Origin of the sequence: Gilliamella mensalis, assembly GCF_900103085.1 — a bacterium.
Classification (GTDB): domain Bacteria; phylum Pseudomonadota; class Gammaproteobacteria; order Enterobacterales; family Orbaceae; genus Gilliamella; species Gilliamella mensalis.
This window is the reverse complement of the sequence record NZ_FMWR01000018.1, coordinates 47,035-60,810: the sequence shown is the minus strand read 5'-3', so window position 1 is coordinate 60,810 and position 13,776 is coordinate 47,035. Positions and strand designations below refer to the sequence as shown.

Annotated in this window: 14 protein-coding genes; all 14 read right to left on the bottom strand. The window is 37.1% G+C overall.

Annotated elements, in window-relative coordinates:
• A partial coding sequence (locus BQ5209_RS10095) for a hypothetical protein (RefSeq protein WP_143421910.1) occupies positions 1 to 424 on the bottom strand: 424 nt, incomplete at its 3' end.
• A 217-nt stretch (positions 425 to 641) separates the two neighbouring features.
• Positions 642 to 1,544: a triphosphoribosyl-dephospho-CoA synthase CitG gene (gene citG / locus BQ5209_RS10090; RefSeq protein ID WP_085248665.1), complete on the bottom strand. Its 903-nt coding sequence runs from the start codon at positions 1,542 to 1,544 to the stop codon at positions 642 to 644.
• A gap of 101 nt (positions 1,545 to 1,645) precedes the next feature.
• The gene (locus BQ5209_RS11090; RefSeq protein ID WP_143421909.1) at positions 1,646 to 4,576 is read right to left on the bottom strand and encodes a DNA translocase FtsK 4TM domain-containing protein; all 2,931 of its coding nucleotides are present in this window, start codon (positions 4,574 to 4,576) and stop codon (positions 1,646 to 1,648) included.
• Between the two features lie 120 nt (positions 4,577 to 4,696).
• The gene (locus BQ5209_RS10080; protein WP_085248663.1) at positions 4,697 to 5,218 is read right to left on the bottom strand and encodes a gamma carbonic anhydrase family protein; all 522 of its coding nucleotides are present in this window, start codon (positions 5,216 to 5,218) and stop codon (positions 4,697 to 4,699) included.
• 5 nt (positions 5,219 to 5,223) lie between these two features.
• The gene (locus BQ5209_RS10075) at positions 5,224 to 6,465 is read right to left on the bottom strand and encodes a Bcr/CflA family multidrug efflux MFS transporter (protein ID WP_208610022.1); all 1,242 of its coding nucleotides are present in this window, start codon (positions 6,463 to 6,465) and stop codon (positions 5,224 to 5,226) included.
• Positions 6,466 to 6,598: 133 nt separating this feature from the next.
• Positions 6,599 to 7,288 (bottom strand): 16S rRNA pseudouridine(516) synthase RsuA, encoded by a 690-nt coding sequence (gene rsuA / locus BQ5209_RS10070; RefSeq protein ID WP_085248661.1) that lies wholly within the window; start codon positions 7,286 to 7,288, stop codon positions 6,599 to 6,601.
• Positions 7,289 to 7,309: 21 nt separating this feature from the next.
• Entirely contained in the window at positions 7,310 to 8,041 is a 732-nt protein-coding gene (locus BQ5209_RS10065; protein ID WP_085248659.1) for a class I SAM-dependent methyltransferase, read from the bottom strand.
• Positions 8,028 to 10,055 carry an oligopeptidase A gene (gene prlC / locus BQ5209_RS10060; RefSeq protein WP_085248657.1) on the bottom strand — a complete coding sequence of 676 codons (2,028 nt, stop codon included), beginning with the start codon at positions 10,053 to 10,055 and terminating at the stop codon, positions 8,028 to 8,030. Before prlC ends, BQ5209_RS10065 begins: the two co-directional genes overlap by 14 nt.
• A gap of 95 nt (positions 10,056 to 10,150) precedes the next feature.
• Complete coding sequence (locus BQ5209_RS10055) at positions 10,151 to 10,408, bottom strand: BolA family protein (RefSeq protein ID WP_085248655.1); 258 nt, start codon at positions 10,406 to 10,408, stop codon at positions 10,151 to 10,153.
• Positions 10,409 to 10,500: 92 nt separating this feature from the next.
• Positions 10,501 to 10,773: an STAS domain-containing protein gene (locus tag BQ5209_RS10050; RefSeq protein WP_085248653.1), complete on the bottom strand. Its 273-nt coding sequence runs from the start codon at positions 10,771 to 10,773 to the stop codon at positions 10,501 to 10,503.
• Between the two features lie 6 nt (positions 10,774 to 10,779).
• A complete protein-coding gene (mlaC, locus tag BQ5209_RS10045; protein WP_085248652.1) occupies positions 10,780 to 11,424 on the bottom strand; it encodes a phospholipid-binding protein MlaC in 645 nt (214 codons plus the stop codon).
• A 9-nt stretch (positions 11,425 to 11,433) separates the two neighbouring features.
• Positions 11,434 to 12,018 carry an outer membrane lipid asymmetry maintenance protein MlaD gene (mlaD, locus tag BQ5209_RS10040; protein WP_085248650.1) on the bottom strand — a complete coding sequence of 195 codons (585 nt, stop codon included), beginning with the start codon at positions 12,016 to 12,018 and terminating at the stop codon, positions 11,434 to 11,436.
• 11 nt (positions 12,019 to 12,029) lie between these two features.
• Positions 12,030 to 12,809 carry a lipid asymmetry maintenance ABC transporter permease subunit MlaE gene (gene mlaE / locus BQ5209_RS10035; RefSeq protein WP_143421908.1) on the bottom strand — a complete coding sequence of 260 codons (780 nt, stop codon included), beginning with the start codon at positions 12,807 to 12,809 and terminating at the stop codon, positions 12,030 to 12,032.
• Positions 12,809 to 13,627 (bottom strand): phospholipid ABC transporter ATP-binding protein MlaF, encoded by an 819-nt coding sequence (mlaF, locus tag BQ5209_RS10030; protein ID WP_085248644.1) that lies wholly within the window; start codon positions 13,625 to 13,627, stop codon positions 12,809 to 12,811. The genes mlaE and mlaF overlap by 1 nt, the downstream gene beginning before the upstream one ends.
• Positions 13,628 to 13,776 lie beyond the last annotated feature (149 nt).

Genomic DNA, 13,776 nt, shown 5'->3' with positions numbered 1-13,776 from the left:
ATGGGCTTTCAAGGTTAATATTGATGGTGAAACGGATAAATTTCCCAGCATAAATCGACGGATAATAATAGTTTTCAATTTGGGCAAATTGCGATTTTAGCCATGCGGTGTCTTGGTTGGTAGTAACTTCGTACAAAAATTGCATGTGAAACGGTTCAAAGAAAGGATAATAAGGTTGATGTAATATTTTAGCGATGTTATTACCAATATTAATTAGCTGTTTTGCCAATATCGATAGTTTAAGGTCATTGACAATATAAACACAAATAGAGCGCTTTGACCAAAAATATTTGATATTGACCTCACTTTGATGTCGAAAAATGGCATAGTTATGATCCAGTGCGAGCCTAGCTAGTGAGGATAATACCACCTGATAGTGTGCTTCACCTAATTGACCGATTAGGTCATTAAGCCTGTTTTCCATATTGTTCTCCTAATTTTCCCTAAAATCTGTGCATGGTCTTTTTAGTTATGTAATTTGCACATTTGTTATTCATATTATTATTGTTTTAAGTATAAGTGATAATTTGAACAGAGTATAAACTATTATCGGAAGAAATTTTATGATTTTTTAATTAATCTATATTGTTCAATATATTATTGAATAAAAATTTGATGGTGAAGACCTGGTAATTAATTTTTCAAAAAGTTGATTTGTTATACTGAGACAAAAACCAAGTAATCGCAATTAAATCGGCCGAACCACCGGGGCTTAAATTGCGTTTTATTAATTCGGTGTCAAGTTGATATAGATTGTGCCGACCATCGGGATGTGTAACGCCACCTTGTTTAATCAGTTTCTTGGCTTGTTCTTGCACAAAAGCCAAGCCATCAAGGCCGCCTCGTGAAACCAAATTAGTATCTTGATTAAAAGCAAGTAAATATAACATCGCCTGTAATAAGCAAGTTTCTTCATCATAGCCACTGTTTTGCATTTCTTGATAGATAGGAAGTGAAATGTTTCGAACTGTTGCATAACCTGATTCTGCTTCGCCACGTGCGCCAGATAAGTGATGACGTTTAAATAGCTTTTCGCCTATTGAATTAGTTTGGTTATTTTGCTGTAGTTCTCTTTGAACTATACCTTGGCAAATGGCTGAAACTAGGTCACAGATGCTTTGTGCATGGGTGGGTAAGCCAAGTTGTTCTAATCGTCCAATTGCACCCAATAGCAATCCAAAAGCAAATATGCCGCCTTTATGGGTGTTGACTTGGTTGGTGGCTTGGAACATGGCTTGTTCACACTCAATACCAATCGGTCTAATTCCTGCTAAAAATAGTTTGTTATCGTGTAAAGCGGATGCTTTGCCATATTGATAAAAACGTTCAAACCAGTTGCTAATAGCGCTGATGCTGTGGACAAAGGTTTGAAAATTCATGTCGCGGTGGGCACCACTGTTATTCATGTCAACTAATCCGGGCTTAGGTGATAGGCAAATTTCTTTAATTAATGCTTGGGTTGCTAATTGTGCAGGTAAGCATTGATTGGAGTCATTATTGAGTTTTAATTCTAATAATGCGATTTGTTGATAATAATTGTTCATTATTATTGATTACCTATTGGGGATGATAATTATCATGTTGTGTGATGCTAGTGTGTCATAAACCAATCTATCGATTAAAATTGATTGGCTTATGACAATAATTAATAATCGCTATGTGTAGATACCGCGAGTACTTCCCGATTACCGTTGTGGCTTGGGGCGCTAATAATGCCTTCTACTTCCATTTGTTCTACAATGCGGGCTGCTCGATTATAGCCAATTCTAAATTTGCGTTGTACGCTAGAAATAGATGCTCTTCGCGTTTCTATAACAAAAGCGACAACTTGATCGAATAATGGATCGAGCTCTTCACCTAACGTATCTGCGTTACCGTTTTCACTTTCGTCGGTTGCTACAGTGACATTTTCGATATATTTTGGTGTGCCACGTGCTTTCCAATCTTGTACAACAGCGTGCACTTCTTCATCACGGACAAAAGCGCCGTGAACGCGAATTGGAATGGAACTATTAGGGGCTAAATAAAGCATATCCCCCATACCAAGTAGTGATTCAGCGCCCATTTGATCTAAAATGGTACGCGAGTCAATTTTACTTGATACTGTAAAGGCAATGCGTGTTGGAATATTTGCTTTGATTAAGCCAGTAATGACATCAACTGAGGGGCGCTGGGTTGCTAATACCAAGTGAATACCAGCCGCCCGTGCTTTTTGAGCAAGTCGTGCAATTAACTCTTCTACTTTTTTACCGACTGCCATAATAAGATCGGCAAACTCATCAACCATAACTACAATGTATGGTAATTTTTCTAGTGTCGGCATGTTAAGATCCATGCTATCGGTTGGTTTCCATAGCGGATCGGGAATCGGTCGTCCCATTTGTTCTGCCAGTTTGATTTTTTCGTTATAACCGGCAATATTACGTACACCTAATGCCGACATGAGCCGATAGCGTCGTTCCATTTCGTTAACACACCAATTAAGCGCATTGGCGGCATCTTTCATATCGGTTACTACTTGGGTTAATAAGTGTGGAATCCCTTCATAAATAGATAACTCAAGCATTTTCGGATCAATCATAATAAACCTGACATCTTCAGGTTGCGATTTATATAAAATACTTAAAATCATTGCATTAACGCCGACAGATTTACCTGAACCTGTCGTACCGGCAACTAATAGATGCGGCATCTTCGCCAAATCAGCAACCACCGATTGTCCAGAGATATCTTTCCCTAATACTATCGTCAGTGGTGATTGCGCATCTTTAAACTGAGGACTATCTAAAACCTCCCTAAAATAGACCGTTTGCCGGTTCTTATTAGGTAATTCAATGCCAACATAAGGTTTACCTGGAATAACTTCAACCACACGTACCGATGGCATGGATAGTGAACGCGCTAAATCACGGTCTAGCGTTGAGATTCGTGCGGCTTTAATGCCCGGTGCCAGTTCGATTTCAAAACGAGTAATCACAGGTCCGGGTAAATAATCAACTACTTTTGCTTTAACTCGGTAATCTGATAAACTTTTTTCAATTAGTTCAGATCTCGCATTTAAGGCAGCATGATCGACTTCGATTCGCGCTGTCGGTGGCGCGGTTAGCAAGTTTAGCGACGGCAAAGGTGTAGTTGGTTTAGGTAATGGTTTATCATTACGTCGTAATAATGGATGAATTAAGCTTTCTTCGTCGCTTTCATTGGAATGGTAGTTTTGTACATCTTCAAGGCGATCTTCTTCAGGATAGATATCGTCAATGATTGGATTGGCTTTTTTTAGCGCTTCAGTATCAATATATTCTAACTGTTCTATATCTGCTACTTTTACTTTTGTTTCTGTTTCTGTTTCTGTTTCTGTTTCTGTTTCTGTATCAGCTATGTTTGCAATGTCAGCTAGGCTTTCTGTGTCTGTAATAATCTCCGGCTCTTGGATAAATGACTGCTTAGATTCAATTATTTCAATTTTTGCAACGTCTATAGCTGGTTCCAAGGGTGTTTGTTCGTGAGTGAATTTTATTTCAGGGTCATTATGTACCGAGGTAAACAAGGGTTTACTTGGCGCATCTGAAATGGTGTATTTATCTGACTCTTCAAATGATAATTTTTCTACTGATTTTTGCGTTTGTATTACCTGTTTTATTTGCTCCATTGATGAGGACAACGCTTGCTCTTGATCTGGTGTAGCATTGCTTCTATTCATGTTTTGAATAATCGATTCAAGGCGAGATAAAATTTCGTCGGGGTCTAGTTCTTTCCTTGGCGGATTATCAATTGTTTGCGAGGTTATGGTTGACGATGGCAATTGAGCATCTTCGCGAGATGATCCGATTAATTCCGCGGTAGTATTTGAAGAGCACTCTTGAGAACTGTCATTACTAGCGCTAGCGTTCGATGTTTGAATGACATGGTTATGATCATTTTTTGTTTTAAGAGGCATAGTAAATTGAGGTTTTTTAGTTTCCTCATCAGGCTGTTGAAGTTTATTTGTTATGCGAGATTTAATTAACGATTTAATTGGTAGCAGTAGGGTCATGACAAAAGCACCTAATTTTTCAATTAGGGTGAGCCATGATAATCCAGTTAATAACGTGACACAGGCTAGGCAAGTTGCAAGAAAAATTAATGATAAAGCAACGTTATTTATAACCGGTAAAAGGCTTTCAATCACTGTCGCACCCAGATAACCACCCGCTTCAAATTGTTCAGAATCACGAATGTTTAAAGCAAAAAATCCAGTTGCACTAAATATAAACGCTAAAATACCAATAATCCGAAATGAAAGAGTAAAGTAGTTAATAGGATTATTTGCATGCTTATAAAAATAGACGATTGACTGTAAACAGATAAAAATAGTGATAAAAGGTAGGCTATAAGCAATAAAACCTAAAAATTGAAAAAGAATATCGCAGGTATAGGCGCCAATATAACCACCAAAATTACGAATAGGAGAGTGCCAAGCAGTGCGAGACCAACCAGGATCAGACGGATCGTAACTGAACTGTGATAAAAATAAACAAACAGATAAACCGATTATTATAAGTAGAATAAATTGATTAATAATCTGTTTTCTTGTCATTTTGGGCTTTTTCAAACAAGTACCTAAAAACTATTGTAATTTAAATTTCTGGCATTTTATCATAAATTGTGCCTACTCACAGAGCCAATACTATCTAAAACACAATTTATTGTTGGGTTATTATGTAATGGGAAATAGGGTCGTATTAAATCTGATACCATTTTGTACATATCGTTGTGCATTAGTAATATTGGCAGTAATTTCAGTCTCGGTCAATTTGCGAATAATTTTAGCGGGTGATCCCATAATAAGACATCCTTCTTCATAAGGAAGCGAATGGGTAACTAGTGAGTTAGCCCCTACTAAGCAGTTTTTTGCGATTCTGGCGTTATTGAGAATTGTACTGCCCATGCCAATTAGCACATTATCTTCAATTGTACAGCTATGAAGAATGACATTGTGACCGATAGTGACGTTTTCGCCAACAATGCAAGGGATGTCGGTTTCAAGATGGATTGTGCAGTTATCTTGTACGTTACTATTTTTTCCTATACGTATGGGGGCAATATCAGCGCGTAAAACAGCATTAAACCAAATAGAAACCCCTTCTTGTAAATCAACATCACCAATGATATCGGCAGATTTTGCAATAAAACAATTTGGATGAATTTGTGGATATAAATCGCCTAGTTGATAAATCATAATGATCACCTTTTGATTTTTTTGATACTCAAAAATAAGCTAACAGAAAGGAAATTACATAACACCATAGAGCCAACCATTAGCCATTCTGTTGTATTGTCGATCGTTATAGTTGCAGCAGTATGCGTTGAGACTAATATTGATAATAATATACCTAATGCACCAGCGATTGCGAATCGAATTGTGCCGGCAAGAGAAGACGCTGTGCCAGCAATATGGGGGTAAAAATCTAAAACAACTGCCATACTATTGCCACCAATAGTTGACATACAACCGATATAACCTGCAACACAGGCAACAAGATAGGCAAATCCAAAATTAAATACTGTGACAAGCATTAGTGCTATTGCCATAATAAATTGGAGCAAAAGACCAAACCGCATCATTTTTATCGCGCCAACATGTTTAACAAAACGGCTATTTAATGTATTCATTAGGACCATAACTATGATATTGAACGCAAAGTAGTAACCAAAATTAATTGATGCAACACCGTGCAGGTTCATATAAACAAAAGGTCCTAAGCTTAAAAATGAAAATAATCCTGCACCAGAAAATGCACCTATCATCATATAAGTTAATACTTGCCTATGGCGAAATAGTGTAATGAAATTACTTAATATACGCATTAAACTGAATTGGTCTCGTTTTGATTTAGCTAATGTTTCAGGAATAAAGGTGATAACTAGACCGAAGCAGACCAAAGCAATTAGGCCTATAGTGTAGAAATTGGCTTGCCAATTAAACCAATATAAAATAAACCCACCAATAATTGGCGCTAGTAATGGTGCAACATTGGATATCAGCATTACAAATGACATCATTTTAGAAAATTCATCACGGTCACGATAAATATCTTTCATTAACGCATTAATCACAATTGTTGTTGCTGCCGCCGCAATGCCATGAAAAAAGCGAGCGGTGATTAATTGATTAATATTGGCTGCAATACCACAGTTTAACGCTGCAACTATAAAAATAATTAGACCAAAAATTAGGATGTTACGCCGCCCATAACTGTCAGTGAGCGGTCCAAATAAAAGTTGACCAACAGAAAATCCTAATAAATAGCAGCTAATGGTTAATTGTACAGCCGAATCGGCTACATTAAAATCACGAGCAATAGTTGGCATACTTGGTAAATACATATCTATCGATAGCGGCATTAGCATAGAGAGTAATCCAAGAATAAAAATCAGTGCTTGTTTAGAAATTTTAAGATCAACTAAAGTATTTTGAGTTGGCACGTCTTACTTCCTTCAAATTTTATTTAAGATGGGCATCACAAAATGCGCGACAATAAATGACACAAAATCATTTAAAAAATTCTTACTTATTTAAATGGAAAGTTGTGGTTGAGAGCTCTATAAATTGTACGTATCAATTAAACGAGTCTATTTCATCTTGTGTAAGTGGTCGATATTCCCCTTCAGGTATATCAAGGATTACTTTGCCGATTTGTTTGCGATGCAACGCAACAACATGATTATTGACTGCAGCAAACATGCGTTTAACTTGATGATATCGCCCTTCACTAATGGTTAGTTCAGCGTGAAAATCATCGATAATATGTAATTTAGCTGGTTTAGTGAGTGATTTCTCACTTTTTAATTGGATGCCATTGTTAAATATATCAATCAGTTCAATGCCTAATGGTTGTTCAACCGTCACGGCATAGACTTTTTCACAATGATGCTTGGGTGATGTAATTCGGTGTGACCATTTACCATCATCGGTCAGCAATACCAGCCCAGTCGTATCAAGATCAAGCCTACCAGCTGCATGTAATTTTTCAGGCATCGGCTCATCAATAAAATAAAGAATAGTGGGATGGTCAGGATCATCGGTTGAACAAACATAGCCTTGAGGCTTATTGAGCATGAAATAGCGCTGGCTGGTAACTTGTTCGATTTGATAACCATCATAATGAACAATCTGTTTTGGCGATAATTGATAAGCGCCTGACTTTATAATCTCACCATCGACAGTCACTTTTTTAGCTTTGAGTTCTTTGGTGACAATCGTGCGACTGGCGCCTAAGTGATGAGCAAGAAATTTATCTAATCGCATAATTTAAAATGTGTTCCTGTATTACTTTAAAGGTGTATATATATCAAAACGGTGATTTTTTGTTTTAATTTCGGCCGTCGGTTTTTGATTGGCTAAAAACGGCGCATAATCTGGCCTTTTTACTACCACTCGTTTTTTTGCTAATTTTCTTGCTGGTTCTAATAAACTATCAGCATCATTATCACTACCAACTAGTTGTTGGAAAATGCGCATCTCTTTTTTGACAAGTGCACTTTTTTGACGATGTGGAAACATGGGGTCGAGATAAACCACATCGGGTTTATCTGGATAAGTACTCAATCCCTCAATGCTTGAATGATAAATCAAACGTAAATGTTGCTCAAGCCAACTACCAATATGGGGATCTTGATAGGCACGCTGTAAACCATCTTCTAATAATGCGGCAACAACAGGGTGCCGCTCAAACATAGTAACATGACAGCCGATAGATGCTAAAACAAAGGCATCTCGACCAAGCCCTGCTGTGGTATCAACAACGGTAGGTAAATAATCACCTTTTACACCGACCGCTTTCGCAATCGCTTCGCCGCGACCACCACCAAATTGACGACGATGAGCCATTGTTCCTGAAACGAAATTAACACATATCGAACCTAATTTTGGTTCGTCTGTCTTTTGTAACTCAAGTTGATTGTTTTGGGTAACCAGAGTGAACGGTAGATCGGCATTTGCCGATAACCACTGCTCAGCTAATAATTTTAGCTGAGCTAAGTTAGGACTAGTGGATGCCATAATGTCGAAGTAATGCTTCAAGTTGAGGTTCGCGACCTCGGAAGTTTTTAAATAGTGTCATTGGTTCATCGCTACCGCCTTGCGACAAGATATTATCAAGAAAGGCATTACCGGTTTTAGCGTTGAAGATGCCTTCTTCTTCAAAACGTGAAAATGCATCAGCGGATAATACTTCTGCCCATAAATAGCTGTAATAACCAGCAGCATAACCTCCAGCAAAAATATGACTAAATGCATGTGGGAATCGACCCCATTCAACGGTAGGCACAACAGCGACTTGCTGTCTTACTTCGGCTAATGTGTTTAAAATATCAGGATCTTTTTGTGTATGTAATTTAAAGTCAAATAGACCAAATTCCAATTGGCGTAAAATAAATAGCGCGGCTTGGTAGTTTTTAGCATCTAACATCTTTTCTAACATTTCTGCCGGCAGTGGTTCGCCAGTTTGATAATGTCCTGATATAAATGCAAGTGCTTCGGGTTGCCAACACCAGTTTTCTAAGAATTGACTAGGTAATTCAACCGCATCCCAAGGTACACCATTAATACCTGCGACAGATGAAGTATCAATTTCGGTTAGCATGTGGTGTAAACCATGACCAAACTCATGGAATAGGGTGGTGACTTCATCATGCGTAAATAGCGCTGGTTTGTCGCCAACAGGGCGATTAAAGTTACAGGTTAAATAGGCAACCGGTTTTTGTACATGACCGTCAGCAAAACGCATACGACCAATACAATCATCCATCCAAGCGCCACCACGCTTGTGTTCGCGCGCATATAAATCAAGATAGAAGCTACCTTTTAATTCACCGTTAGCAGCAAATAGATCATAAAATTTCACTTCGGGATCCCAAACTTCAATGCCTTGTCGCTCTTTGGCTGTAATACCAAAGATACGGTGTACCACCTCAAATAAGCCATTAATCACTCGTTGCTGAGGAAAATAAGGACGCAACTCTTCATCGTTAATGCTGTATAAATATTGCTTTTGTTTTTCACTATAATATGCAACATCCCATGGTTTGATATCACTAGCGCCAAAAAACTCATAAGCATAACGTTTAAGTTCAGCTAGCTCTTTTTCACCTTGAGGTTTAGCTTTAATTGCTAAATTAGTTAAAAACTCGATGACTTGCGAGGTGGACTCAGCCATTTTTGTTGCAAGTGATTTCTCTGCATAGGTATTGAAGCCTAGTAATTGTGCAAGCTCATTACGTAGCGTTAAGATTTGTTTGATGATTTCTGTATTATCCCACTTACCTGCATGAGGGCCTTGATCTGATGCACGAGTAGTATAGGCTTGATAAAGTTCAAAACGTAAATCACGATTATCACAATAAGTCATGACTGGAAGATAACTTGGCATATCTAAGGTGAGCAACCAACCCTCTTTACCTTTTATGTTGGCTTGTTCTTTTGCGGCAGCAAGCGCACTTTCAGGCATGCCAGAGAGTTCTTTGATATCGGTAATTAATTTTGACCAACCCATAGTCGCATCAAGTACATTATTGCTATATTTTGATGATAATTCTGATAGTTTTGCGACAATTTCACCGTAGCGTTTTTGTTGATCATCAGGTAAACCAATTCCGGATAATTCAAAATCACGGAGTGCATTATCAACAACTTTTTTTTGCGCTTTGCTTAACGTAGCGTATTGTTCACTTTCTTTGAGTTGTTTATAGGCTTGATATAAAGGTTTATGTTGCCCAACCCATGTGCTGTACTCAGATAGTAACGGCAGACACGCTTCATAAGCTTCGCGTAGTTCTGGGCTATTTTTAACTGAATTAAGATGGCTAATCGGAGACCAAGCTCGACTAAATTTTTCGTCCATTTCATCAATTGGTTGGATTAAATTATCCCAAGTATATTGGCTATTTTGCTTTAATACTGTTTCAATTGTTTTTCTGCAGTTTGTTAATGTCTCTTGTATAGCAGGTAAGACATGCTCGGGCTTAATTTGTGAAAAGAGTGGTAATGATGCATCTGTTAATAATGGATTAGTCATGTAGCGATACCTTTATACACATGGGTTGTCTATTGATAGAACATAATATGGTGACAAATTCAGTTAATTCAAGAGAATGTCATACTTGCGAAGCATTATAATCCCATTAATTTGCGTTCGCGTTGCCATTCAGAGGGAGTATAGGTTTTTATCGAAAGTGCATGGATGCGGTTATCATGAATAAATTCTGCCAAAGGGGCGTAGATCGCTTGTTGTTTTTTTACTCGATTTAAATCGGCAAATAATTCACCAACGGCAATAATTTGAAAATGGCTGCCATCATCAGTCAGTACATGTAAATCATCAAGTTTAAGTGAACTGTTTAATTTATCTATAATTTCTTGTTTATTCATTATTTATTACTCATTATTAATATAAATTATGGGTATTATGTTTTGTCAAAAAGTTTCAGGTAACTATGCGTTTTAGTATAAAATTTGACTTTTTAAATATTGATAACAGGTTGTAAATCATACAAGGTAATTAATGTTTGTAGCTGAGGATTAATACCTTTAAGCTTTACATCATATTTATTGCAAAAATAAATTAAAGTCGCGAGACCTGAAGAATCAACCCGAGTAAGTTGTTCTACATCAATGGATTTTACACCGTTTAAAAGGGAACTTTGTGTTGACCATAAATCGTTTAAAGAGTAAATATCAAGCTCACCCAATAGACACAATACATCTTGTTGTTGTTCTGTTTTGATTCGCGACATTATCGACTAACCCTTTTGTTTTGCATTTGGATCAATATTGCGGTTTGAAAGATCAGTTAATTGTTTAGTTAATGCATCAATACCGTTTTGACGTAAAATGGTTGACCACTCATTTTGTTTTGTTGTGATCATGCTTACACCTTCAGCAACTAAATCATAAGCTTTCCATTCACCAGTGACAGAGTTTTTACGCCATTGAAAATCAATACGCAATGGTTGTTGATTTTTATCTGGTTGATTTAATAAAACACGAATAGAAATAAGTGTTTTACCAGTTAAATCTTTAGGCGATTCAACTTGATAAGTTTGTCCATTATACATAGATAATGCTTGAGCGAAAGCTTGTACCAGATAGTTTTCAAAAGCCGCAAAATAAGCTGTGCGTTGTGCTTCTGTCGCACTTTTATAATAGTTACCTAGAATTAATGCGCCAGCATATTTGACTTGTACATAAGGCAATAAATCCGATCTTACAATCTCTTTTAGTTTGTTAGGGTTTGATTTTAATGCTGCGGATTGTGCATTCATGGTGCTAAAAATTTTATCAGCTGCAACTTGCATCTGTTTATAGGGATCATTTTCAGCAAATGCTGTAGCACTAAATATTAAAGCTAATACTAAAAAAACGGCTTGTTTGAATTTGGTTAACATAGTCACTCCTTACTTTTCGTTTGTATCTTGTTTATTTTGTTTATTATCTTTATCTGATGAACCACCAGCGCTATAAAGAAATTGACCTATTAAATCCTCTATCACCATAGCTGGTTTGGTATTGGTTACCACAAAGCCATCGTGAAAATAAGTTGGTTTATCATTTTTTTTCTGGGCTGCATAAGCTGCATCACCAGCTTCTAATGCATCAAGCTCGAATTCAGTATTTTGATCTAATCCAAAATTAATGTCTATAAATTGCTCACCTAACAATCCTGAAGTTTTAATTGAAAGTGAACTTGAACTTGGAATTTTATTATATTGCGCATCAATATCCATTGTGACATAAGGTTTGTATTCATCGCCATTTGAAGAGTTTAGCGAAATATTACTGACACGACCAATGACTACCCCACCAATTTTGATAGGTGATCGTACTTTTAGTCCACCGATGTTATCAAATACAGCATAAACTCGATAAGAGTTATGACTAGCAAACGATGTTGGATCGGCAACTCTAAAACATAAAAATAGTACTGAACAAATGACCAGTACCATCAATAATCCTACTGTAATTTCGATTTTACGACTCATGTTTAATGACCTCAATGACTAAACATTAATGCGGTTAAAATAAAATCTAACCCCAAAATAACTAATGATGAATAAACAACAGTGTTTGTTGTTGCCCGACTGATTCCTTCTGATGTTGGCACACAATCATAACCATTAAAAAGTGCAATCCAAGTGCTGGCGATGGCAAATGCAAAGCTTTTGACAAAACAGTTTCCTAAATCATGCCACCAATCAACATTACTTTGAATAGATGACCAAAAAAAACCTGCATCAATACCTTTCCAATCAACGCCAACAAGCGCACCACCTAAAATGCCAACAGTAACAAAAATTGCTGTTAAAAACGGCATACTAAAAAATCCAGCCCAAAAACGCGGAGCGATAATACGTCGTAGTGGATCAATTGCCATCATTTCCATACTTGATAACTGTTCAGTTGCTTTCATTAAGCCGATTTCGGCTGTTAAAGCAGAGCCTGCACGTCCAGCAAACAGTAGACCTGCGACAACAGGCCCTAATTCGCGAAGTAGGGCTAGCGCGACCATCATTCCAAGGCTTGCTTCGGCACCAAAAGTGGTTAGAATAAAATAACCTTGTAGAGCCAAAACCATGCCTATAAAAAGACCAGAAACAATAATAATAGTGAGAGATTGAACTCCAACAAAATAAAATTGCTTAATGAGTAATGGACATTGTTTGTTAAACTGCGGCTTACCAATTAATGCTCCAAACAGCATAACACCGGAACGGCCAATCATTGCAATGATTTTGATAAACCATTGCCCTAATTTTGCCAATAAATTTAACATTATTTTATACCTCTGCTTAGGTCTAATTTATAATCATCAGCAGGATAATGAAAAGGGACTGGTCCATCAGCCAAACCGTCAAGGAACTGTTTAACCCGTGAATCGTCATTATCACGCAATTGCTGCGGTGTACCACCTGCAATAATATGTTGTTCAGCTACAATATAAGCATAGTCTGCAATACTGAGTACTTCACTCACATCATGGCTGACAACAATGCAAGTTAATCCTAATGATTGGTTAATTTCAGATATCAGTTTAACAATCACGCCCATTGAGATAGGATCTTGCCCAGCAAACGGTTCGTCAAACATGATTAAATCGGGATCCAGCGCTATAGCTCTAGCTAAAGCGGCGCGTCTTGCCATACCACCAGATAATTCAGAAGGCATCATTTGAGCTGCGCCACGTAAGCCAACCGCTTGTAATTTCATTAGCACTAAATTGTGCAATATAGGTTCAGGTAAGTTTAGGTGTTCGCGTAATGGATAGGCCACATTGTCAAATACCGTTAGATCAGTAAATAAGGCACCTGATTGAAATAACATGCTCATGCGTTTACGTACTTCATACAATCTTGAACGCGACATGCTGGGTATATCTTCACCATCAAATAAAATTTTTCCTGATTGCGGTTTTAATTGTCCACCAATCAGACGTAATAAGGTGGTTTTACCAATACCAGAAGGTCCCATAATTGCCGTGACTTTTCCTTTTGGGACATTCAGACTCATATTTTTATAAATAGGTCTTGTTCCACGATAAAAAGACATATCATGGATTTCAACCAAATTTTGCTGTAATGCCTCTTCCACCATTATTTCCTATACTAATTATGTTAAGTTGTGAATATTTTACTTGATAATTTAGGATAAAGGAAATGGATTAAATTTATTGTTTAATGCTAATTTACAATTAAATAGTTTGTGCCCTAATGTTTTATACTAAAATGTATAATAATTTTCTA